The sequence below is a fragment of the Pseudoalteromonas sp. T1lg23B genome (assembly GCF_002964665.1).
Classification (GTDB): Bacteria; Pseudomonadota; Gammaproteobacteria; order Enterobacterales; family Alteromonadaceae; genus Pseudoalteromonas.
Genome location: NZ_PQBZ01000013.1, coordinates 412,822 through 434,358 on the forward strand (window position 1 = coordinate 412,822; position 21,537 = coordinate 434,358).

At 43.5% G+C, this 21,537-nt stretch carries 25 protein-coding genes and 1 tRNA gene; 20 read left to right on the top strand and 6 right to left on the bottom strand.

Translation table 11 applies throughout. The features are described from left to right. The first annotated feature begins 157 nt into the window (after positions 1-157). From iscR to fdx, 7 genes are all read left to right on the top strand, one after another. Positions 158-649, top strand: a complete 492-nt coding sequence (gene iscR, locus C2M32_RS05465) for a Fe-S cluster assembly transcriptional regulator IscR (RefSeq protein ID WP_105167478.1) — start codon at positions 158-160, stop codon at positions 647-649. 23 nt (positions 650-672) lie between these two features. Next, positions 673-1,887, top strand: coding sequence for an IscS subfamily cysteine desulfurase (locus tag C2M32_RS05470; RefSeq protein WP_105167479.1), 1,215 nt, complete (start codon positions 673-675; stop codon positions 1,885-1,887). A gap of 52 nt (positions 1,888-1,939) precedes the next feature. Then, positions 1,940-2,323: a Fe-S cluster assembly scaffold IscU gene (iscU, locus tag C2M32_RS05475; protein WP_105167480.1), complete on the top strand. Its 384-nt coding sequence runs from the start codon at positions 1,940-1,942 to the stop codon at positions 2,321-2,323. Positions 2,324-2,334: 11 nt separating this feature from the next. Continuing rightward, positions 2,335-2,658 (top strand): iron-sulfur cluster assembly protein IscA, encoded by a 324-nt coding sequence (gene iscA / locus C2M32_RS05480; RefSeq protein WP_105167481.1) that lies wholly within the window; start codon positions 2,335-2,337, stop codon positions 2,656-2,658. 95 nt (positions 2,659-2,753) lie between these two features. Then, the gene (gene hscB / locus C2M32_RS05485) at positions 2,754-3,278 is read left to right on the top strand and encodes a co-chaperone HscB (RefSeq protein ID WP_105167482.1); all 525 of its coding nucleotides are present in this window, start codon (positions 2,754-2,756) and stop codon (positions 3,276-3,278) included. Between the two features lie 47 nt (positions 3,279-3,325). Next, complete coding sequence (hscA, locus tag C2M32_RS05490; protein WP_105167483.1) at positions 3,326-5,188, top strand: Fe-S protein assembly chaperone HscA; 1,863 nt, start codon at positions 3,326-3,328, stop codon at positions 5,186-5,188. A 1-nt stretch (position 5,189) separates the two neighbouring features. After that, a complete protein-coding gene (fdx, locus tag C2M32_RS05495; RefSeq protein ID WP_070991829.1) occupies positions 5,190-5,528 on the top strand; it encodes an ISC system 2Fe-2S type ferredoxin in 339 nt (112 codons plus the stop codon). 111 nt (positions 5,529-5,639) lie between these two features. On the opposite strand, the gene C2M32_RS05500 is transcribed toward fdx, so the two are convergent. After that, positions 5,640-6,074 carry a helix-turn-helix domain-containing protein gene (locus tag C2M32_RS05500; RefSeq protein ID WP_105167484.1) on the bottom strand — a complete coding sequence of 145 codons (435 nt, stop codon included), beginning with the start codon at positions 6,072-6,074 and terminating at the stop codon, positions 5,640-5,642. Between the two features lie 308 nt (positions 6,075-6,382). Between C2M32_RS05500 and C2M32_RS05510 the strand changes: the two genes are divergently transcribed. The 9 genes from C2M32_RS05510 (at position 6,383) to C2M32_RS05550 (ending at position 14,767) form a co-directional block, all read left to right on the top strand. Beyond that, positions 6,383-6,913 carry a hypothetical protein gene (locus C2M32_RS05510; protein ID WP_105167486.1) on the top strand — a complete coding sequence of 177 codons (531 nt, stop codon included), beginning with the start codon at positions 6,383-6,385 and terminating at the stop codon, positions 6,911-6,913. Positions 6,914-7,512: 599 nt separating this feature from the next. Next, positions 7,513-8,946, top strand: a complete 1,434-nt coding sequence (locus C2M32_RS05515; RefSeq protein WP_105167487.1) for an NAD-dependent succinate-semialdehyde dehydrogenase — start codon at positions 7,513-7,515, stop codon at positions 8,944-8,946. Positions 8,947-9,058: 112 nt separating this feature from the next. After that, entirely contained in the window at positions 9,059-9,910 is an 852-nt protein-coding gene (locus tag C2M32_RS05520; protein WP_199886124.1) for a nucleotidyltransferase family protein, read from the top strand. A 52-nt stretch (positions 9,911-9,962) separates the two neighbouring features. Then, complete coding sequence (locus tag C2M32_RS05525) at positions 9,963-11,036, top strand: phosphotransferase enzyme family protein (RefSeq protein WP_105167658.1); 1,074 nt, start codon at positions 9,963-9,965, stop codon at positions 11,034-11,036. Between the two features lie 137 nt (positions 11,037-11,173). Beyond that, on the top strand, positions 11,174-12,556 hold the full coding sequence (locus C2M32_RS05530) for a Gfo/Idh/MocA family oxidoreductase (protein ID WP_105167488.1): 1,383 nt from the start codon (positions 11,174-11,176) through the stop codon (positions 12,554-12,556). Between the two features lie 11 nt (positions 12,557-12,567). After that, positions 12,568-13,068 (top strand): hypothetical protein, encoded by a 501-nt coding sequence (locus C2M32_RS05535; protein WP_105167489.1) that lies wholly within the window; start codon positions 12,568-12,570, stop codon positions 13,066-13,068. Between the two features lie 31 nt (positions 13,069-13,099). After that, on the top strand, positions 13,100-13,348 hold the full coding sequence (locus C2M32_RS05540; protein ID WP_105167490.1) for a YkoF family thiamine/hydroxymethylpyrimidine-binding protein: 249 nt from the start codon (positions 13,100-13,102) through the stop codon (positions 13,346-13,348). 23 nt (positions 13,349-13,371) lie between these two features. After that, positions 13,372-13,974 (top strand): nicotinamide riboside transporter PnuC, encoded by a 603-nt coding sequence (pnuC, locus tag C2M32_RS05545; RefSeq protein ID WP_234401228.1) that lies wholly within the window; start codon positions 13,372-13,374, stop codon positions 13,972-13,974. Further along, positions 13,937-14,767 (top strand): phosphotransferase family protein, encoded by an 831-nt coding sequence (locus tag C2M32_RS05550; RefSeq protein WP_158678142.1) that lies wholly within the window; start codon positions 13,937-13,939, stop codon positions 14,765-14,767. Before pnuC ends, C2M32_RS05550 begins: the two co-directional genes overlap by 38 nt. On the opposite strand, the gene C2M32_RS05555 is transcribed toward C2M32_RS05550, so the two are convergent. Next, positions 14,764-14,946, bottom strand: coding sequence for a helix-turn-helix domain-containing protein (locus C2M32_RS05555; protein WP_070989919.1), 183 nt, complete (start codon positions 14,944-14,946; stop codon positions 14,764-14,766). The genes C2M32_RS05550 and C2M32_RS05555 overlap by 4 nt on opposite strands. A gap of 252 nt (positions 14,947-15,198) precedes the next feature. Here C2M32_RS05555 and C2M32_RS05560 point away from each other — a divergent pair. Next, a tRNA-Arg gene (locus C2M32_RS05560) sits at positions 15,199-15,273 on the top strand. 33 nt (positions 15,274-15,306) lie between these two features. Here C2M32_RS05560 and C2M32_RS05565 read toward each other — a convergent pair. After that, on the bottom strand, positions 15,307-16,278 hold the full coding sequence (locus tag C2M32_RS05565; RefSeq protein WP_105167493.1) for a zinc transporter ZntB: 972 nt from the start codon (positions 16,276-16,278) through the stop codon (positions 15,307-15,309). Between the two features lie 143 nt (positions 16,279-16,421). Between C2M32_RS05565 and C2M32_RS05570 the strand changes: the two genes are divergently transcribed. Genes C2M32_RS05570 through C2M32_RS05580 form a run of 3 tightly spaced genes read left to right on the top strand, consistent with a single transcriptional unit; the run spans position 16,422 to position 18,812 of the window. Beyond that, positions 16,422-16,862 (top strand): ATP-dependent zinc protease family protein, encoded by a 441-nt coding sequence (locus C2M32_RS05570; RefSeq protein WP_234401229.1) that lies wholly within the window; start codon positions 16,422-16,424, stop codon positions 16,860-16,862. Continuing rightward, a complete protein-coding gene (gene rimK, locus C2M32_RS05575) occupies positions 16,859-17,764 on the top strand; it encodes a 30S ribosomal protein S6--L-glutamate ligase (protein WP_070989913.1) in 906 nt (301 codons plus the stop codon). The genes C2M32_RS05570 and rimK overlap by 4 nt, the downstream gene beginning before the upstream one ends. Next, positions 17,751-18,812 (top strand): succinylglutamate desuccinylase/aspartoacylase family protein, encoded by a 1,062-nt coding sequence (locus C2M32_RS05580; protein ID WP_105167494.1) that lies wholly within the window; start codon positions 17,751-17,753, stop codon positions 18,810-18,812. The genes rimK and C2M32_RS05580 overlap by 14 nt, the downstream gene beginning before the upstream one ends. Positions 18,813-18,838: 26 nt before the next feature. On the opposite strand, the gene C2M32_RS05585 is transcribed toward C2M32_RS05580, so the two are convergent. The 3 genes from C2M32_RS05585 to C2M32_RS05595 form a co-directional block, all read right to left on the bottom strand. After that, the gene (locus tag C2M32_RS05585) at positions 18,839-19,402 is read right to left on the bottom strand and encodes a mechanosensitive ion channel domain-containing protein (protein WP_199886122.1); all 564 of its coding nucleotides are present in this window, start codon (positions 19,400-19,402) and stop codon (positions 18,839-18,841) included. A gap of 52 nt (positions 19,403-19,454) precedes the next feature. Next, entirely contained in the window at positions 19,455-21,152 is a 1,698-nt protein-coding gene (locus tag C2M32_RS05590; protein ID WP_234401230.1) for a POTRA domain-containing protein, read from the bottom strand. A gap of 78 nt (positions 21,153-21,230) precedes the next feature. Further along, the gene (locus tag C2M32_RS05595; protein ID WP_105167495.1) at positions 21,231-21,527 is read right to left on the bottom strand and encodes a DUF3630 family protein; all 297 of its coding nucleotides are present in this window, start codon (positions 21,525-21,527) and stop codon (positions 21,231-21,233) included. Between the last annotated feature and the right edge of the window lie 10 nt (positions 21,528-21,537).

The window sequence follows — 21,537 nt, forward strand, 5'->3', positions numbered from 1 at the left end:
ACTTGACTAAATTACTCAGGTAATTACAATGAACCTAGTAGTTGACTAATTTACTCAAGTATTCGTCAACTTTAGTCGTAATACTGATGAGTAATACTTGACTATCTTAGTCAGGTAATTAAAATTTGCGGCTTGGTAAACTAGCTAGGGGGCTTCCATGAAACTGACATCAAAGGGCAGATATGCAGTAACAGCAATGTTAGACGTTGCGTTGCATGGCGAAATTGGCCCAGTCCCGTTGGCTGATATTTCAGAACGTCAGGAAATATCTCTATCTTACCTTGAACAATTATTTGCCCGATTACGTAAACATGGCTTAGTAAGCTCTGTTCGTGGTCCGGGTGGCGGCTATCTACTTGGTCGCGATGTGCAAAGCATTTCTGTTGGCGACGTGATCAGTGCGGTTGATGAGTCTGTTGACGCAACCCGTTGTCACGGAGAAGGGGGCGGCTGCCAAAGCGGTATGCGATGTTTAACACATACCCTGTGGTCGGATTTAAGCGTGCGCATCGAAGAGTTTTTAAACAATATTTCCCTTGCCGAGTTAGTCGCAAATTCAGAGGTGCGTGCGGTTGCATCGCGTCAAGATAAAAGCGTCAACAGTGCGATGAAGCAATTAGACAATATTCAAGTGAGCTGTCAACTGTAGGTTGACGTCAAGCGGAGAAACAAATGAAATTACCGATTTATCTAGATTATGCAGCAACCACTCCGGTTGATCAGCGCGTTGCAGACGAAATGATGCAATGTCTGACAATGGATGGCAACTTTGGTAACCCAGCTTCACGCTCACACCGTTTTGGTTGGCAGGCAGAAGAGTTGGTTGATCAGGCGCGTAATGATATCGCTGATTTAATTAACGCGGACCCACGTGAAATTGTTTTTACTTCAGGTGCAACAGAGTCTAACAACCTAGCTATCAAAGGTGCTGCGCACTTCTACAAAAAGAAAGGCAAGCACATTATTACGGTTAAAACCGAGCACAAAGCAGTATTAGATACGTGCCGCGAGCTAGAGCGTCAAGGCTTTGAAGTTACCTATATGGACGTTGAAAATAACGGTCTATTAGATTTGAAAAAGCTGGAAGCAGCCATGCGTGATGACACCGTCCTAGTGAGCGTTATGCATGTTAACAATGAACTGGGCGTGATTCAGGATATCGCGACTATCGGTGAGATGTGTCGTGAACGCAAAATCATGTTCCATGTTGATGGCGCACAAAGTGCGGGTAAAGTTAAAATTGACCTGCAAGAACTGAAAGTTGATTTCATGTCGTTCTCTGGCCACAAAGTATATGGCCCTAAAGGTGTTGGTGCCTTATATGTTCGCCGTAAACCTCGTGCGCGTTTGGAAGCGCAAATGCACGGTGGTGGTCATGAGCGTGGTATGCGTTCAGGTACTTTGGCAACGCATCAGCTGGTTGGCATGGGGGCGGCGTTCCGCATTGCAAAAGAAGATTTTGAAAAAGATCACGCGCATATCAGTGCACTTCGTCAGCGCTTAATTGACGGCGTAATGACAATGGATGAAGTGTATTTCAACGGTGCGATTGATCAATCAGTACCAGGTATTGTGAATATCAGCTTCAACTTTGTTGAAGGTGAATCATTATTAATGGCGGTAAAAGACATCGCGGTGTCTTCGGGTTCAGCTTGTACGTCAGCAAGTTTGGAACCGTCTTATGTATTACGCGCTCTAGGGCGTAACGATGAACTGGCACACAGCTCGATTCGTTTTAGCATTGGTCGTTTCACGACGGAAGAAGATATCGACTACACCGTCAATTTGATTAAAGAATCAATCGGTCGATTACGTGAAATGTCGCCGCTTTGGGAAATGCATCAAGAAGGCATTGACCTAGATAGCGTTGAATGGGCACATCATTAAGCAAGTTTTTGCTTGTAGCCAGGCGCTATGAGCACATAGTGAGGAAAGAGTTATGGCGTACAGTGAAAAAGTGATAGATCACGTGGAAAATCCACGTAACGTAGGGTCGCTTGATAAAAACGATCCAAGTGTTGCAACGGGTATGGTGGGTGCACCAGCGTGTGGTGACGTAATGAAACTACAAATTAAGGTTTCAGATCAAGGTATTATCGAAGACGCTAAGTTTAAAACTTACGGCTGTGGTAGTGCGATTGCGTCATCATCTTTGGTAACAGAGTGGGTAAAGGGTAAAACCCTTGATGAAGCTGCAAGCATCAAGAATACCGATATTAGTGCTGAGCTGGAGTTGCCTCCGGTTAAAATCCACTGCTCAATTTTAGCAGAAGACGCAATTCAAGCAGCAATTGCAGATTATAAAAGTAAACAAGCGAAGTAAGAGTAAATAATATGGCAGTGACATTGACAGACGCGGCGGCAAACCGAGTTCAGGCCTTTTTGAGCAATCGTGGCAAAGGCATAGGTTTGCGTGTTGGCATTAAAACCACGGGCTGTTCAGGTCTTGCATATGTACTTGAGTTTGTTGATGAGCTAGACGAAGGCGATGAAGTTTTTGAACACAAAGATGTAAAAATCATTGTTGATGCGAAAAGTCTGGTTTATATCGACGGCACAGAGCTTGATTACACTAAAGAAGGTCTTAATGAAGGGTTCAAATTTAATAACCCTAATCAGAAAGACGAATGTGGCTGTGGCGAGAGCTTTACGGTTTAAGAGCCGCTTAGCCTGATCTCAAAGCCCTGCCTTGGTAGGGCTTTGTCGTATATTTGCAATGCGCATTGTGCGCACACTTAGGGTATATAAAAGACATGCGCTATTTTGAGCTATTTGATATTCCAGTCGATTATAATGTTGATCTTAAAAAGATAAATCAACATTACCTTGAGTTACAGCGAGTTGTTCACCCAGATCGCTTCGCAGGCAAAGGTGAACGAGAAAAACTCCTCGCCGTGCAAAAAACAGCTGAGATCAATGACGCATTAGCGGTACTCAAACACCCAGTAAAGCGTGCTGAGTATATGCTGAGTGAACGTGGCGTTGACATTCGAGCTGAGCAGCAGACACTACAAGACCCTATGTTTCTCATGCAGCAAATGGAGCTGCGAGAAGCGTTAGAAGAGCTGCCTAACAGCAACGATATTGAGGCAGCGATTGAGCAGTTTGAGCAGCAAATTAAAGCGCTTGATGTACAATTTAGTCAGCAATTGGCCATGCAATTAAGCAGTGACGATGCGCAAGACTTAGAGCAAGCCGCCGATAACATCCGTAAACTCAAGTTTGTATATAAGCTACGTGACGAACTGGCACGTATCGAAGACAGTTTATTTGATTAATTCTCCAAAGAAGCCCGCTCGAACGGGCTAAAAAGTGAAAGAGCATTATGGCATTATTGCAAATCGCTGAGCCGGGGCAGAGCGCGGCACCACACGAACATAAACTGGCCGTAGGTATTGACTTAGGCACAACTAACTCATTGGTTGCAACTGTGCAAAGTGGCGAGGCCAAAACACTGGCCGATTTTGACGGTTCTGTGATGCTACCATCGGTAGTACGCTATCTCTCAGAGGGCACTGAAGTGGGGGCCCAGGCACAGCAAACTTCTGCACAAGACCCAACTAATACCCTAATTTCAGTAAAACGCTTTTTAGGTAAAACCCAACAAGAAATTGAGCACAGTTATGGTCAGTTGCCTTATGAGTTTGTGCAAACCGACAGTGGCTTAGCAATTAATACTGTGGCAGGCCCTGTTAGCCCAGTGCAGGCATCCGCAGAGATTTTAAAAACATTACGTGAGCGTGCTGAGCAAAGCTTTGCGGGCGAACAACTGCAAGGTGCGGTGATCACTGTGCCTGCTTATTTTGATGATGCACAGCGCCAAAGCACCAAAGATGCTGCGGAGCTTGCGGGGTTAAAAGTCTTACGTCTGTTGAACGAACCGACAGCGGCGGCGGTTGCCTATGGTCTCGACTCAGGTCAAGAAGGCGTTATTGCAGTGTATGACTTGGGTGGTGGAACGTTTGATATTTCAATTTTACGTCTCAACCAAGGGGTATTTGAGGTACTTGCTACAGGCGGTGACTCAAGCCTAGGTGGTGACGATTTTGACTCAGTATTGGTTAACTTGTTTAAGTCTCAAACTGGGATTAATAACTTAAATGCCAACGAACTACGCTTGTTCATTAACAAAGCCAAAGCATGTAAAGAAGCGCTGAGCAGCTACGAAACTGTTAACGTAAAACTCGACTTACGTGAGCAAAGTCACACGGTGACAGTTACCCGTGCAGAGTTTGCAGAGCTGGTCATGCCGTTGGTGAAAAAAACCTTACGTGCGTGTCGCAGAGCAGTGAAAGATGCCGAGGTTAGTCATGAAGAAATCTTGCAAGTGGTGATGGTTGGCGGCTCAACCCGTATGCCAGTCATTCGCGAGCAAGTGGAAGAGTTTTTTGCTAAGCAGCCTTTAACCTCAATAGACCCCGATCGTGTTGTGGCGATTGGTGCTGCGATTCAGGCTGATATCTTAGTGGGCAACAAGCCCGACTCTGATATGTTGTTATTGGATGTTTTGCCGCTGTCTCTAGGTTTAGAAACTATGGGCGGCTTGGTTGAAAAAATTATTCCCCGTAATACCACTATTCCCGTTGCCAGAGCACAAGAATTTACCACCTTTAAAGATGGTCAAACCGCGATGTCTTTGCACGTGTTACAAGGTGAACGAGAGTTGGTTGATGACTGCCGTTCGCTGGCAAAGTTTAGCCTCAAAGGCATTCCCCCAATGGCTGCGGGTGCGGCGCATATTCGTGTTACCTTCAAGGTTGATGCGGATGGTCTGTTAAGCGTCTCTGCGATGGAGAAGTCAACGGGCGTGCAAGCTGAAATTCAAGTGAAACCATCGTTTGGCTTATCGGACGATCAAGTGGCACAAATGCTAAAAGATTCAATGAGCAACGCAAAAGATGATATGCAGGCGCGTATGCTTAAAGAGCAACAGGTTGAAGCATTACGTGTATTGGAAGCGCTGGAAGCGTCACTTGCCACAGACAGTGCACTGTTAAACGAGCAAGAGCTGGCTCATTTACGCGAGCAAATGGCGTTACTCGCCACAGCACGAGAGCAGGCACAATCGCCGGATGAAATAAAAAATGCCATCGAGAAAGTAGACGCTGCCAGCAGCGAATTTGCTTCACGTCGTATGGATGTATCAATTAAGAAAGCACTGCAAGGGCAGTCTGTAGACGAGGTGTAATATGCCACAAATCATCTTTTTACCCCATGAAGAGCTTTGCCCTGAAGGTGCCGCAATTGAAGCACCAAAAGGGCAAACGGTATTAGACGCCGCACTTAAAAATGGTATCAGTATTCCTCATGCCTGTGAAAAATCATGCGCCTGTACCACATGTCATATTATTGTGCGTGAAGGCTTTGATTCACTGGATGAAAGTGACGAGCTTGAAGACGATATGTTAGACAAAGCATGGGGCTTAGAAGCTGAATCGCGCCTAGGTTGCCAAGCCGTGATTGCGGATGAAGATCTCGTTGTTGAAATTCCAAAATATAATCTCAATATAGTGAACGAAGAGCACTAATTGCCTCGCGCTATTTAGAGTAGTAAGCCACAGCAAATGCTGTGGCTTTTTTATGTGTTCTCAGTGTCCAACAAGGTTCATTCATGACAAGGGTGAGAATACTGGGCTCGTCTATTTGAACTTCATTTTCTTCACGCCCTTATGTTGAAGTCGCGTGGCCTTTTTTAATAAGCTTTGAAATTTAGCGCAATCAAATTGATTGTGTTCGGGGCAATGAGCCACATGTTGTAAGGTATCACTGATAACACTTAGCAACTTAATGCTCCGCTCAATTTCCTCCGATTTTTCAAGCAGCCGTGAGCGGTCAATCTCAGTTGTTGTACCTGATTCGAGCAACACGCGTATTTCATCCAAAGAAAAACCAGCAAATTGCCCCAATGAAATTACTGATAGCTTTTCTAAAACATTGGCATTGAATATACGAGTTAGGCCCTTACGTCCTAGTGGTTTGATCAGCCCTTTTTCTTCGTAATAACGAATGGTAGATGAAGGTAATCCTGAGCGTAATGATACCTGTTGTATATCTAATTCGGAGTGTGTGCTCATAACTGTTGACCTCAAGTCGACTTGAAGTCTTAGTATAGGTTTCATGGTATGTGACTTCAATAAGGTCCTATGAAACAGCTTGCTCAAGTAAACGCTCAACATCCAAAGATAAAACCACACTGTGCTGCGTTAATCGCGCTAGCTTTATCGGCGTTGTTACCTTCAATAGCAGTAAGTAGTGTCAATCTCACATTGGTCCTATGTTGTGCATTAACCTTGCAATTTATCAGCAAAGCGACCAACGAAAAAAAACCAGCTAGACAGTATAACGTTTGGTATTTCAATTGATTATATAGAGGTAAACCGTGATGAAAAATACATTAAATGAAGTTATCAGTGACATTAAAAAACACTGGCGAGGGTTAGACTCTTACACAGTCGAGCATACCCGTACACAATTACAAAAATTGACTCACACTCCAGCACAGGAGCCATGGTTAGAGCGTTTATTTGCTGATAAACCACAGAGCCAAGAATTATATCGTGATGCAAAGCATGGCTTTATCTTACTTGCCCATTTTGAAAAACAAGGCATGTACAGAGTGCCACACAATCACGGAGCAGGTTGGGTGTTTTACGCCCTACATAGCGGTGAAATGAGGGTGACTAGTTATAAACAAATAACCAATCAAGATGGTTATACCGCGCTCGTTAGTCGTGGAGCCAATGTCATACAGTCATCTAGCGTAACGACTTATCTGCCTGGAGATATTCATGACACAGAATGTCTTTCAGATTGGGTGCTCATGTTTAGGTTAACAAGTTGCGACTTTCAAGAAGAAAAGCGTTCAGGGCGTCTAATTCAGTTTAAAGATCACACTCGAAAAGAATTGAGCTGAATAATTCAGGTGGGCTTCTAAATAGCCTTTATCACTTCGAACTGCAGAGAATAACTGGTTTTGTAAGATATTTGGTAGTTGAAACTTCAAAGTACCATTTGAATATCGCTAACGAGTATTGATCAAAAGCAGCATACAGCATAAAAACTGAATAATCAGCTAAGAAGCGGTAACCAAAAGGCTAGCGCTTTTCTCTTGTGTAATAGAAACAATGTGTATGTAAATTTTTTTGCTTATTCGTTTTACAATAAGCTAGAAATTGAACACATGACTCGCTAATTTGCATTGATACTACTCTATATAAATTCAATGAAATTAATATGATAGTGTAGTTATAGCGAAAATAGAAACAAAAATAATTTAAGTAGATGTTGAAAATCATGGTCGGGTCTTACGCTGCTATAACTTATCAATCTCACTGACATGGGGGCTTACTTTCGCTACCTCTCACTTCAATAAGTAGTTTTAAAGTGATAGGCAGGCGGTATGAGTCGGCCAAGTTTGTTCAAATGCTGGTTTAAGATTAGTATTACATCATTGGACAGATAAATATAAACCGCAGTGAAAGCTACGGTTTTTGTGTTTTTATGAGGTGAGAGATGAGTTTATTAGAAGGACTAGAGCATTCATTGATTGCAGGTGAGCCTTATCACACAGAGCAACATTTCTCGGTTTTGAACCCTGCTACAGGTGAGCAGTTGGCGTATGTTAGTGAGGTTGATGCACGAGGTACATCACTGGCGCTGCGCTCTGCTACAGACACATTTGAAACGTTAAAAACAACGAGTGCTAAACAGCGCAGTGAGGTTTTATGGCGTTGGTATGAGCTGATGATGGAAAATAAGCCGCTGCTTGCTCGCTTACTGACACAAGAGCAAGGTAAACCACTCAAAGAAGCAATGGCAGAGGTAGACTACGCTGCTGGATATATTCAGTGGTATAGCGAACAAGCCAAGCGTAGCTATGGTGAGATTATTCCAGCCAACGATACTCAACATCAGTTAAGCGCAATAAAGCAAGGTGTTGGTGTTGTACTTGGTATCACGCCATGGAACTTTCCATTGGCAATGATCACGCGTAAGGTCGCTCCAGCGTACGCCGCTGGGTGTAGTTTCATTTTGAAACCATCGGAACAAACACCGCTGTCTGCATTGGCACTGGCTCAACTTGCTTTACAAGCTGGGATGCAAAAAGGTGCTTTTCAGGTGTTATTGACATCTGATTCTGAGGGGTTAATCAAACCACTGTGCCAGAACACCAATATCCGTAAGCTTACATTTACCGGCTCGACGCAGGTAGGTCGTATTTTACTTGAGCAATGTGCGAGTACAATCAAACGCACTTCCATGGAGCTTGGCGGTAATGCACCCTTTATAGTTTTTGAGTCCGCTAATTTAGATGAAGCTGTTACAGGCTTGATGGCTGCAAAGTTTCGTAATGCGGGGCAGACTTGTGTGGCCGCAAATCGTATTTTGCTGCAACAAGGTGTTGAGACCGAGTTCCTGCCGCGTTTTATAGAAGCTGTGGATAAGCTTGTTGTGGGCGATGGCCTAGAAGAAGGTGTGGACATTGGCCCATTGATCAGCCATGAGGCCAAAGAAAAAGCACAAAAGCTCATTGATGACGCGATTAAAAAAGGGGCCGAGGTTGCTTACCAAGGTAAACAGCAAGCAGGTCTGTTTATGGCACCGATTATATTAACGGGTGTAACCTCACAGATGGCAATTGCAAACCAAGAAGTGTTTGCCCCAGTCGTGAGCATTATGTCATTTTCTGATGAATCAGAAGCTATAAGGATGGCCAATAGTGTTGAAGAAGGCTTAGCAGCATACTTTTATTCTCAGGATGTGTCGCAAATACATAGAGTGTCCACATCCTTGGAGTATGGCATGGTGGGTATTAACGAAGGTATGGTGTCTAACCCTGTGGCCCCATTTGGTGGCGTAAAGCAATCGGGTATGGGTAAAGAGGGCGGCCATCAAGGTTTGGATGAATATTTAGTGGTAAAATACCTTTGTCAAAAGTTTGATTAGCGCATTTTTCGCAATGGCTTTTCATTGATCACAAAGAGCGATAAACTTTTGTGCTGGATTACTTTTTTCTTTCAAGCTAGGAGCAAAACCATTGCAACAAGTAGATTCGCCCATGTTGGTGGTTTTGGCTGCTGGGCTTGGTAGCCGCTTTGGTGGTGGTAAACAAATCGCACTGTTACCAAATATAAATCGGACTATCATGGAGTTAAGCATCGAAGATGCTTATAAAGCAGGTATCCGTGAGGTGGTCTTAGTTATAAATGGGCAGATAAAAGCTGTGGTAGAGCAGGACATTTTACCTCGTTTGCCGACTCAGATGCAGATAACCTTGGTTGAGCAAAGCATATCTCAAGTTCCTAAACAGTTTGCCAGTTACGCAGTACCAAGACAAAAACCGTGGGGAACGGGGCATGCTTTGCTGTGTGCCAAAGCACAAATAAATAAGCCTGCGATAGTGATCACTGCCGATGATTACTACGGTCCAAAAGCGTATCAACAAATGGTAGAGCATTTTCAAAGGCACCCCGATAATATGGCGATGGTGGCATACCCGTTAGTGAAAACCTTGTCTCAGTTAGGAGGAGTCAACAGGGGAATATGTCAGCTAAATGGGAGTAAATTAACCAGTGTTAAAGAGTACACCGATATTTGTCAGACTACACAGGGAATTGTCGGTCGCTATAAAGGGCAACAGCAACGACTCCCCGCATCAGCGCTAGCATCGATGACTTTTTGGGGCATAACACCTGAGCTACTCGATAGTTTAGAATTAGGCTTTGAGGAATTCCTAAGGAATTATGACAACGGTGTCAAAAAAGAGTATTATTTACCAAATTGTATTGAACAATGCATCGTATCAAGGAATATGGATTTGATTGTCTATTCAGCCGAAGATCATTGGTATGGCGTTACGTTTAAAGAAGAATTAGCAGCGGTGGCAGGAAAAATAAATGAACAACGCTAATAATGAGAGTGAAAGACTCTTCAGTTGTATGCCATTAGTCAATGAGGTTAGTATGGAAAATCGTGCAGTAGCGGCACACCTATCACAGCAGTTTGGACTTCAGGGTGAGCAGCCTGTCATGAATCCAATTGGCAATGGACACATTAATACCACAATGTTACTCAAAGATACCAAGCAAGCTGTGGTTGTCCAAAAACTCAATACCGATGTATTCCCTCATCCAGAACAACTGGTAGAGAATGCACGAGCTATTGAGCAACACTTATCAGATAAAGTGGTGCAAGGTGAGTATAATTTAAATATTATTAAACACTTACCAACCGTAGAAAATGAGTATTTGGTTAACCATAACGGTGGTGTATGGCGTGCATTAGAGTTCATTGGTGGCAGTTATAGTGAAGATGTTGTTGATTCAACGAGTAAGGCGCAAACAGCTGCAAACGCGTTTGGTCAATTTGCCAAGGCACTTGAAGATTTTGAAGCTCAGCAATTACATCATGTGATCCCTGATTTTCACAATCTTGCTAAGCGCATAGAGACATTCAAAGAGACCGTGCTCCATGACAACCATGAGCGTGTGCAATTATGTCGTGATGAAATTGCGTTTTGTCAGTCTCAGTTTGATTTAGCCCAAGAACTGCAAGTACTTCTTAAGTCGATTCCACTGCGTCCTTGCCATAACGACACCAAAATTAATAACATGCTGTTTTGTACTAAAACTAATCAAGGTAAAGCCGTGATCGATATGGATACCTGTATGCCGGGTTATTGGTTATTTGATTTTGGTGACATGGTACGCACCTTCTGCTCACCAGAAGCGGAAGACTCTCTCAACCTAGAAAATGTAGTGGTTCGAGAGGAAATATTTTCAGCTATCGTAAAGGGTTATGTAGAGCCGTTGGCAGATACTTTGACGGAGCAAGAAAAAAGCAGCTTCTTATTGGGTGCTAAAGTCATGCCATTTATGATTGGCTTGCGGTTTTTAACGGACTATTTGGACGGCGATAATTATTTTGCTGTGCATAGAGATCAGCATAATCTTCAGCGTGCTCGCAATCAATTTAAGCTATATCAAGATGTGTTGGCCAAGGAGCGGAGGCTGAAGGAAATTTTGGCTCAATACTGATACAAAAAAAGCGCTGCGGCGCTTTTTTTGTATCACGCGAATTATCTTGGGTGGTGGTTACTTAGTCGCATTCCTTTTTGCATTACTCTTACTATGAGGTAGCGTGCAATAGAAGTATCTTTTAAGGAACAATAATAATGACAAAAATGAATCGTCGAGATTTTCTTAAAGCGGCGGGCAGTGCTGTGGGGGCTACTGCGATTGCAGGGGCGGCTTTAACGGGGTGCGCGCAAAAAACTGGGGAGTCGGTTCCAGCGCGTCAGGGACAATCTGTGATGGGGTTGGTTACTGAAAAACTGGATATTGTCAGAGTGGGTTTTATCGGTGTGGGCCAACGTGGCTATGGTCATGTAAAGCGAATGAGTAAGATAGATGGCGCACAAATTGTGGCTATTTGTGATACTCATCAGGAGGTACTTGAGCGCGCTGTTGGATATTTGACTGAACAAGGTCAAACAAAACCCGCGACATATACGGGTGCTGAGTTGGCTTATCAAGATTTATTGGCACGCGATGATATCGATATTGTCATCATTTCTACACCATGGAAATGGCATGCGCCAATGGCTATCGATACAATGAATAGTGGTAAACATGCCTTTGTGGAAGTGCCGTTGGCGCTTACAGTTGAAGAAATGTGGGACATAGTAAACACCGCTGAACGCACCCAGCGCCATTGTATGATGATGGAGAATGTTAACTATGGCCGTGATGAACTGATGGTGTTAAATATGGTTCGTCAGGGATTGTTTGGTGAATTACTTCATGGCGAGGCTGCGTATATCCATGAATTACGCTGGCAAATGAAGGAAGTTGAACACAAAACGGGTTCATGGCGCACGGATTGGCATAGTAAACGCAACGGTAACCTGTATCCCACTCATGGTTTAGGTCCTGTATCTCAATATATGAATATTAACCGAGGTGACAGATTTGACTATTTAACGTCTATGAGTTCACCTGCGTTAGGACGCGCGGCATATGCTCAGCGTGAGTTTTCACCTGAACATAAACGCAATCAGACCAAATACATATCGGGTGATATGAATACCACGCTGATCAAAACCGTCAAGGGGCGCAGTATTATGGTACAGCATGATACAACCACGCCAAGACCGTACTCAAGGCACAATCTTATTCAAGGTACCAATGGAGTATTTGCGGGATTCCCTAATCGTATTGCGCTGGAGCAGGGCAGTGAGACCAGCTTCCATGAGTGGGACTATAATATGGACGGTTGGTATGCTAAATACGATCATCCACTTTGGATACGGATGGGTGAGGAAGCACAGCGCAATGGCGGACACGGTGGCATGGATTTTCTAATGTTCTGGCGTATGATTTATTGCCTACGCAATGGTGAACCTTTGGATCAGGATGTGTATGACGGAGCCGCGTGGTCAGTGATCTCTCCATTATCGGTTTTATCGGTTTCTAAGCGCAGCGCATCTATTGATATTCCTGACTTTACGCGCGGGGCATGGCAGCAAGGAAAACCATTAGGCATTATTGGCGCTTGAGAGGTCGAGTGATGAAACTACCTACACTTTTTATAGTCAGTACTTTGTTACTGAGTTCGTGTGCTGTACAAACAACTGGGCCATCGCTTGAACAAACTGTAAATCGGTATATAGAAGTGTTTAAGCAGCGGACAGATTTTGACAAATTTTTGTCATTCTATGATGAACAAGCGCAGCTGGAAGATATGGTTTATGGTCACTATGCTGCGAACCGCGCTGGGATCGAAAAGTTTTATGCTTGGCCGCAAAGTCGAGTCACGGTCTTGGATAACAAGCCCTTGTTTACAGTTGAGCAGAAAATTATCGATCAGCAGCAGCGCGTGGCAATTGTATCTGGTCAGTTTCATCGCTTTGATTTTGGAGGCAAAACTCTTGGTCCTTGGCGCTTTTTAATTAAGCTGCAATTCAACGAGCGTGGCCTTATTACATACCAACAGGACTGGATAAACTATACACCTAAAACCATGGTGAGTAATGGGGAAAACCTTAAATTCCAAAGCGTTAGATATTAGGTTGTGATGTTTGATAAATATTGGAGTTATGATGAAACTATCAGTGGAAATTAGTAAATACCCATTGCATGTAGATTATGTGCCATTTATTAAAGACTTTATTGAACGTCTTAAAGCACATCAAGAACTGAAAGTGATTAGCAATAGCATGTCTACTCAAGTGTTTGGCGATTATGATGTGGTGATGAGCCAATTGCAAAAGCATATGAAACGCTCTTTTGAAGAGTATGGAAAAATCGTGTTTGTATGTAAATTTATCAGTGGTGATCTGTCAGCCTGATGTCAGATTCCTTGTGGTTGCTAATGAGTATTCTTGTTGCACTTCCGTACTGGGAGTACACAGCCGTTTTGTTTGCACTGATCTACCTATTTCTGGCGATAAAGGAACATAACGGCTGCTGGATATTCGGCTTTTTGAGCACATTGATGTATGCACTGATGTATTGGCAAGGTACGCTCTTTGTCGAATCTTTATTGCATGGCTACTATATGTTGATGGCTGCTGTTGGTTGGTGGATGTGGCGACAAGGTTTGAAGAACACCAAGCTGCCAATTAGTGCTTGGCCCGTGAAACATCATGCGCTTATTATTGCTGTCACCGTATTTGTCTCCATCATATCTGTGTTACTGGCTAAGCTGGCGGGGTATTATGACCAACTCGCTTATCTTGATTTTTTAACCGCCTTTTTTTCAATCGTGGCAACCTATCTGCTGGTCAATAAAGTACTTGAGAACTGGTTGTATTGGATAGTGATTAATACTGCAACGATGTATTTGTTTTTAGTAAAAGGCTACTATGCAACGTTGGTGCTCAGTGTCATCTATACAATTATGGCTTGCTGGGGTTACAAATATTGGTATGAAAATTATGAGCGTTGCCGGGGTAAGTCGCTTGGAAGCCTATGAGATGAAAGAGCGAGCATTGAGAGCCAAACTTACAAGCATCAAACCTGAGCTGACGATTTACCAACTAAAACCACTCAACAAAGGTTTAAGTAACGATAATTTTTGGTTGGATTCTTCACTTGGTCCACTGTTACTCAAATCATATCGCAGTCACTTTCCATTGAGTGCTCTTAAGGCCCAGCAACGTCTAGCAATCGAGACTCAAGTTACTCAGCCCGTCATTATGTGGCACAACGAAGAAAAACTCGCCCTGTTTGCATTTGCTCCAGAGACTACAAAGTCGCTAGATTTAGACTCGGTTCTGAGGTGTTTATTGGAAATCCACGCATTTAGTGCCGACATAGAGTGTGAAACGCTAGACATTGGAAACTTATTGCAAGAGATGGATATGACACCCTATTCATTTGCTGAGCAGGCATTGAATTGGGCCCAAAATAAAATATCTTCATTACCCAAAAATATGGCTTTTTGTCACAATGACTTGGTCAAAGACAACATAATAGGTGTTGCACAAGGCATTAAGTTCATTGATTTTGAATATGCGGGCTATAACGATATTTTTTTTGATTTGGCTGCGCTGAGCAGCAGTTTTAAATTAACCACAGCACAGCAGAATGACATGTTAGACGCTTACTTCTCGCACAAACAACTGTCGACACCTGAGTATGCAACCGACAAGTTGCTGGCGTACCAGATTGGCTATTTACTGCTAAGCATTCAATGGTATGAAAATCGCGGTTATGTTGAACTGGCAGCTCCTTTGCGACTTCAACTACAGAGATTGGTGGTTTAAATACCACCTAAACGTTGTGCAAGTTCTTTGTATTTTTCAACATCGGCTCGATCAAAAATAGGTTGTCCCTGAGGGTCCTGATCCTTTGCAACTAGCAGGTTTTCTCTCGCCAAACGTTTAACACGTTCAACTTTTACGCCTAGGAATTCAGCGACTTGCTCAGTGGTCATAGGGGTCATAAATATAGTCCTCTTGATGTACTAAATAGTAATGACACTTTGTTGTTTAGGTCGTGCGGTCATTACTTAGGTTTACTCAATTACAGTGCCTAAGTTAGACAACCGTAACAATAAGCATAGTTAAATATCGTGTTTTTTGTGTCTTGTATAGTATTTTTTTGATTTTCAGGTTGTTTATTAACCATATAGAGCACAAATGCTAGTATTTATTTTTCGATGCCATTATCATAACGCCTCAGGTCATACTGATGTGCTCTCGTGGTGAAATGGATATCACGTAGCTCTCCGGAAGCTGAGTTGCAGGTTCGATCCCTGCCGAGAGCGCCAGTTACCTTGCCTTCGTACAGACTAAAGCACATATCATAGCCAATGTTTTGTTTTGAAATAATAGCCAATTCCACCGGTTAATAAGCACAAAGAGACAACAAAGAACGCAAAGGCATAGGGTGACTCAGTACCTGGGATCCCACCAATGTTGACACCTAATAGACCCGTTAAAAACCCCAATGGTAGAAACAACGCGGCAACAACCGACATCACATACATACGCTGGTTTAACTGTTCACTAAGCTGATTGGATAAGCTGTGCTGTATAACTTGAGCGCGCTCTATTGCTGATTCTAACTCCTCTATATAACGACTCAGCGCGTTATTGGCTTCATCCAATTTGTGTATTGCGGTATCGTTGAGCCACGATAGCTGGCAATCTACTAGTTCAGATATGGCCACTTTTTGCGGTTTTAGGTAGCGCTTCAGCGCAATGGTTTGGCGGCGAGTGGTGGAGAGCACGCCAGCATCAATGTGTCCTTCATTGTTATCCAGACAATCTTCAAATGTATCCAGTTGTTCATCAATTTGATAGATTACATCCTGCATTCTTGCTGTAAGGCGCTGCACTAGCGTGCTTAGCAGATCTGCTATGTCGCAGGGGCCCTTTTTACTTTTCAGTAGCTTCAACACATCTTGTGCTGACATTAATTGACGTTTGCGAAAGGTGATCAGTAAGTTTTCATTCACAAAACAGCGGATAGACACCATGTCCTCAGGACTTTGTTGCGGGTTCAAATTTACACCCCGCAAGAATAGTAACAGTCCATACTGGGCTTGAGTGACCCGAGGTCTCGTTTCATCTGTTGTCAGCGCTTGCCATTCCCATTCCTCCAAAAAGGGTTGCGCTTTGAGCCATTCGATTGTGTCATTGGCGCTATAGTCAAAGTGTAGCCAGATAGGCTTATTTTGAGCTTGAAGCTGGGCGACGTCTTGTAAATCACTCAACTCAATGGCACCACCTAGGCCATCTAGCTGTACCGCATGCACTAAACCTGAATTCATTGTAATACTCCTTTGCAACAGTTTTACCATGGTTGTACAAAACTCTTGATACTTCAATGTAATTTTCTAATTGTTTGGATAAATAATACTCGCTGTTATATGCTGACAATTGCTGTATAAGACAGTTTTTTTAAGGAGCGAGTATGTCTAACATGATTAATGTTGGTTGGCGTGAGTGGCTATCGTTGCCAGAGCTTGGAATTAGCCGCATTAAGGCGAAAGTTGATACTGGAGCTCGTACATCTTGTTTGCACGCATTTAGGGTTGAGCAATTTGATAATCAAGGACAGCCTTGGGTGAGGTTTTGGCTTCATCCAGAACAAGAACGTACGGATGTGGAAATCTACTGCGAAGCGGCGATTAAAGATGAGCGACAGGTCACAGACTCTGGCGGTCATAGAGAAATGCGTTATGTTATAGAAAGTAACGTTGTTATCGCAGGGCAAGCTTGGCCGATAGAAATTACATTGACGAACCGTGACAACATGAAATTTAGAATGTTATTAGGACGTACAGCAATGGCTGGTCGAATAGTCGTTGATCCAAACGCTTCATATCTAACCAAAGAAATGGAACAACAATGAAAATAGCGATTTTATCCCGCAACAAACAACTTTACTCAACTCGTCGCTTAATCGAGGCAGCTAAGCAACGGGGTCATGAAATTATTGTGTTGGATGCGTTGCGCTGTTACATGAATATTAACTCTAAGGAGCCTGAAATTCACTTCAAAGGAGAGCGCATCACAGAAGTAGAAGCTGTGATACCTCGCATTGGCGCGTCGGTCACTTTTTATGGTTGTTCGGTACTGCGTCAGTTTGAAATGATGGGCGTTTACCCGCTGAATGAGTCGGTAGCAATTACGCGTTCACGAGATAAACTTAGATCACTACAACTATTGTCACGCAAAGGTGTGGGGATGCCCATTACAGGTTTTGCCAGTAAGCCAGATGATGTAAAAGACTTACTAGAGATGGTTGGTGGCACACCTGTGGTGATTAAGTTGCTTGAGGGAACACAGGGGATTGGAGTGGTATTGGCCGAAACCCGTAAAGCTGCTGAGAGTGTAATCGAAGCATTTATGGGACTAAAAGCCAACATCATGGTGCAAGAATACATTAAAGAAGCTGGTGGCGCTGATATTCGCTGTTTTGTTATTGGTGATAAAGTGATTGCCGCGATGAAACGTCAGGCGCAAGAAGGAGAGTTTCGCTCTAACTTGCACCGAGGTGGCAGTGCAAGCCTAGTACGTATTTCACCTGAAGAGCGCAAAACAGCGGTGGCTGCCGCTAAAGCTATGGGTCTGAATGTAGCGGGGGTTGATTTACTGCGTTCAAGTCGTGGTCCTTTGGTAATGGAAGTGAACTCATCGCCGGGGTTGGAAGGTATTGAAAAAGCAACTGGTAAAGATATTGCCGGCATGATCATTGACTTTATTGAAAAGAACGCGGCATCTAAGAGGACTGCAACACGTGGCAAAGGCTAGAATAAACAGGCCATTCACCTTACTTGATACCTGTATCGGTGTAGGTGAAAGAAAAACATTATCGCTGGAAGTTGCCAAACTTTATACGCATACACCGTTAACTATTCCAATTGAGGTGGTTAACGGTATAGAAAAGGGACCGGTTGTCCTTGTTTGTGCCGCTATACACGGCGATGAACTCAATGGCGTTGAAGTGGTCCGTCAATTACTAGGTAAGATAGACGTTCGAGAGCTCAAAGGCACTATTATCGCGGTTCCTGTGGTGAACGTATTTGGGTTTGTGCAAAAGTCACGTTACCTGCCAGACAGACGAGATTTAAATCGTTGCTTCCCTGGGTCAGAGCGTGGCTCACTAGGGGCCAGAATGGCCCATATGTTTTTCTCTCAAGTGGCCAGTTTATGCACGCATATTATTGATCTTCATACGGGAGCAATACATAGGTCAAACCTACCTCAAGTGCGTGCGGATTTATCCTGTCCAGACACGGCAGAAATTGCCCATGCGTTTGGCACACCTGTGGTGATTGACGCTACGCTACGCAACGGGTCATTGCGTAGTGAAGCCAGTAGCCTTGGGATCCCAGTTGTGACTTACGAAGCTGGCGAAGCATTAAGGTTTGATCCCCTAGCCATAGCGGGTGGTTTACAAGGCGTTGAAAATGTTTTGAAAAAGCTAAAAATGCTAAAGGGAAGAAGGCGTAAAAAAGGGCCAGAAGCTGTTATAGCGTCATCAACAAGTTGGATCCGAGCTGAAGTTGATGGGATTGTTCGCGCTCAAGTTAATTTAGGTGAGCGCGTTACCAAGGGACAGGTGTTAGCCTATATAGATAACCCTTTGGGTAGTAATGAGTTAGCGCTTAAAGCTCCGCGTAGCGGCATCGTTATCGGCCAGCAAACGTTACCACTGGTGAATGAAGGGGATGCGGTGTTTCATTTAGCCTATTTTGCACACGCCAATTCGCTGGTGGAGCAACAAGTTGAGTCATTTATTGACGAGCTTAGCGAGACCAGCGAATCGAACGGTAACAATGTAGAGTTAAATAACTAAGTAGCCTATATGTGTAGGCTGCTTGCTCACTTTTTGGGACCAAGCACTCGCTTGGGTGTCTGTGCTTTGGGTTTGCTTGGTTCTTCACAAAGTACTAATACTGGGCGAGTGACAAACAAATTGTTAGGGTAAATTACGCGATGACCATCAACGTTTTTCAGTACAACATTCATTAAACCCATTTCAATGATACAGCCCTCAATATAGTTTGCCCCTTCTACGATGCGCACCCAGTGACCAACTCGGCAATAGTTCTGTATGAACATCAGTAAAAATGAGGTGAGATTACTTAGTAACGACCAGCCTGCAAAGAGCGCAACACCTAACATCGCAAACAAAGAAGAACCAAGTACGAGTAGCCCTCTAAGCTCAATTCCCCAAAAAACCAGTAGCAAACATATTAGCACTATCGCTGTGATTATTTTCAGTAGTAGCTCAGCTCTGAGTTGACGATGTGCATCTATCTTGCCCTGCGTGACTCTTTCAAGCACTCGTTGGCTGTATTTAAAAATGATAGGAAATAGTAGTAATACAACCGCCGTAACCACTAAACGATACTGTTCTGCTAATATAGTCGTTAAATAAGACAAGTCTCTATCCCATAACTGAAATTTGCTTGGTTATAGCATAGTGGGGAGGTTCTTAAAAGCGATTCTTTACGGTGAATAACCATTGAATGCCGTCAATGTTTTCGGGCCCATTAATGGGGGCTGCGACATCCAAATGTAGCACCAATCCAGCGTTGGCTCGACTGGGAGCCAGGCGCAGCCCCATACCGATATTTTTTAGATAATTAGGATCGCTGTTTACTAACGAATGGCCACGTACACGGCCAATATCGAAAAATATCGCAGCGCCTACTTTAAACAGTTGAAGCAGGTCATACTCCCAATAGTAGCGTTTTTCTAGGTTTACTAACACGCTTTTACTGCCATGCTGATAGTTAATTGGAAAGCCGCGCAATCCAGTTTCACCGCCTAAAGTTAATTGCATATCCTCAGTAAGGTTTTTAGCAAATCGTAGCTGAGCTTTGGCATACCAAGACTGGTATAAACTGGTATTGAGATAATATTCAAAGTTGGCTTCTGAGACCATGTTACGAGCGGTATTTTGTTCGCTGTTCCATTGTCCATTCAGTGATAAAGCCACACGCCACAAGCTTCTATCTGAGGTAAAATGGGCTTTCTGTGCCGACATTTGATAGAGCCAATGATTGTCTTCATTACTTAACTGTGAATCAGAATACCCGAGTGTGGCATTGATGTTCCAACCTAGGTTTAAATCTTCGGTACGATAGATAGAGTCAAAGTTTCTGACTTTTATATAGTTGTCTTCAAACCAGTGACCCTTAACGTATGGATAGCTTAAAGTTCTATCGTTCGCGATAGGCAAGCGCGTTGTAGAGATCCTTTTGAAGGTATCTTCTTGATGGCGAAACCCGATACTCAAACGCTGGGTCCAGTTGCTTTTCAAGGTAGTTGCCGCGCCAAAGTATACATCCGATATTTTTGTGAAATGGTCGAATTCAGATACCGCTTCGCCAGCTTCGTACAGAGATTCTATGCGGCGATTTTCATAGTCTGAAGCACCATAACTATAAGGCGTTTCAGTTGAAAAGAATGGATAATGCACACCGATGTAGTGACGTTTTCCATCATCATTGTCAGCGTATTCAAGACGGCCTCGATAGCGCGATGAAAGTATATTGGGATCGTCATACACAAATAAGTAACCAGAGCGGTCTTTATCACTGGTGTGTGTCAGTGACAGTCGTTTTCCCCAGCCCAGCAAATTGGTTTCTCGAAAGCCGATACGAGACGAATTTTCACCACCGCTACGGCTAAAGCTCAATTCAGGTAATAATGTCCACAAATCACGGGTTACGACACTCACATGAATGTTACCGTGGCAGTCTTCTTCGGCAAACACCCGCGCGTCATACAGATAGTTTTGATTCCTGAGTAGCCGCTCCGACTCTATGAGCCTCCTTTGCGAGTACAGCTCTCCTTCTTGAAACAGCAATATGCTGCGCAGGACCTCTGGTTTAGTGGTTATGTGCGCGCGGTTGGCAAAACGAAATAGCGCGTTATCTTCCTCGGGTAAACTGGTATCGAAAACATTGAGCTGATGGAAACTGACCGTTTCAATACGCTTGTTCTTACCCTCTGATGGTAGGTTTGGTTCTTTATCGAGTTGGCGCTGCAAGTTGCTATTGAGTGGCTCTCCAGCTCTTTGATTAGCACAGCTTTGCGTGATGTTTTCAAAACTGTTTGCAACGCTTGAAGTAGACATTAGGGCGCTGAAAATAACTAAAAAGTGGTTACATTTCAGTGCCTTCATTCGCAACTCCTAAGCAATTATTTAACCATATGAATGCGTTACTATAAACAAACCCGAGTCTTTAAGTCTATTTCATAATTAAGAATTTGATAGGAATAATTGCCCTAGTGCAGGCAAAAAAGTTGCCGCTTCTTGTCCTTCAGGGGCTATCCAAATGCTTTCACTATAGTGCTCAAAGTTGAGATTGAAACTTTGCTGAGCATAGCTAAAGCGCAGTTGATGGCGGTCAGCGCCTTGGGAAAACTCTGCAATTTGGATGAGGTTTGGATGATGTAAAAAAATACTACCCCACAACTCAAATTCATCCGCATCAGGGAAGCAGGTTGGTGTAATGATCAGTATTTGGTATTGAGGATCAAATTCGACTTGGCTCATGATTTTTCTC

Coding starts and splice junctions, on each gene's coding strand:
- C2M32_RS05530 (WP_105167488.1), top strand. CDS start 11,174: ATGACAAAAATGAATCGTCGAGATTTTCTTAAAGCGGCGGGCAGTGCT.
- iscU (WP_105167480.1), top strand. CDS start 1,940: ATGGCGTACAGTGAAAAAGTGATAGATCACGTGGAAAATCCACGTAAC.
- C2M32_RS05520 (WP_199886124.1), top strand. CDS start 9,059: ATGTTGGTGGTTTTGGCTGCTGGGCTTGGTAGCCGCTTTGGTGGTGGT.
- C2M32_RS05510 (WP_105167486.1), top strand. CDS start 6,383: ATGAAAAATACATTAAATGAAGTTATCAGTGACATTAAAAAACACTGG.
- C2M32_RS05550 (WP_158678142.1), top strand. CDS start 13,937: ATGAGCGTTGCCGGGGTAAGTCGCTTGGAAGCCTATGAGATGAAAGAG.
- C2M32_RS05595 (WP_105167495.1), bottom strand. CDS start 21,527: ATGAGCCAAGTCGAATTTGATCCTCAATACCAAATACTGATCATTACA.
- C2M32_RS05540 (WP_105167490.1), top strand. CDS start 13,100: ATGAAACTATCAGTGGAAATTAGTAAATACCCATTGCATGTAGATTAT.
- C2M32_RS05470 (WP_105167479.1), top strand. CDS start 673: ATGAAATTACCGATTTATCTAGATTATGCAGCAACCACTCCGGTTGAT.
- C2M32_RS05590 (WP_234401230.1), bottom strand. CDS start 21,152: ATGAAGGCACTGAAATGTAACCACTTTTTAGTTATTTTCAGCGCCCTA.
- iscR (WP_105167478.1), top strand. CDS start 158: ATGAAACTGACATCAAAGGGCAGATATGCAGTAACAGCAATGTTAGAC.
- hscA (WP_105167483.1), top strand. CDS start 3,326: ATGGCATTATTGCAAATCGCTGAGCCGGGGCAGAGCGCGGCACCACAC.
- C2M32_RS05565 (WP_105167493.1), bottom strand. CDS start 16,278: ATGAATTCAGGTTTAGTGCATGCGGTACAGCTAGATGGCCTAGGTGGT.
- C2M32_RS05535 (WP_105167489.1), top strand. CDS start 12,568: ATGAAACTACCTACACTTTTTATAGTCAGTACTTTGTTACTGAGTTCG.
- hscB (WP_105167482.1), top strand. CDS start 2,754: ATGCGCTATTTTGAGCTATTTGATATTCCAGTCGATTATAATGTTGAT.
- fdx (WP_070991829.1), top strand. CDS start 5,190: ATGCCACAAATCATCTTTTTACCCCATGAAGAGCTTTGCCCTGAAGGT.
- rimK (WP_070989913.1), top strand. CDS start 16,859: ATGAAAATAGCGATTTTATCCCGCAACAAACAACTTTACTCAACTCGT.
- iscA (WP_105167481.1), top strand. CDS start 2,335: ATGGCAGTGACATTGACAGACGCGGCGGCAAACCGAGTTCAGGCCTTT.
- C2M32_RS05570 (WP_234401229.1), top strand. CDS start 16,422: ATGTCTAACATGATTAATGTTGGTTGGCGTGAGTGGCTATCGTTGCCA.
- C2M32_RS05555 (WP_070989919.1), bottom strand. CDS start 14,946: ATGACCCCTATGACCACTGAGCAAGTCGCTGAATTCCTAGGCGTAAAA.
- pnuC (WP_234401228.1), top strand. CDS start 13,372: ATGAGTATTCTTGTTGCACTTCCGTACTGGGAGTACACAGCCGTTTTG.
- C2M32_RS05500 (WP_105167484.1), bottom strand. CDS start 6,074: ATGAGCACACACTCCGAATTAGATATACAACAGGTATCATTACGCTCA.
- C2M32_RS05515 (WP_105167487.1), top strand. CDS start 7,513: ATGAGTTTATTAGAAGGACTAGAGCATTCATTGATTGCAGGTGAGCCT.
- C2M32_RS05525 (WP_105167658.1), top strand. CDS start 9,963: ATGGAAAATCGTGCAGTAGCGGCACACCTATCACAGCAGTTTGGACTT.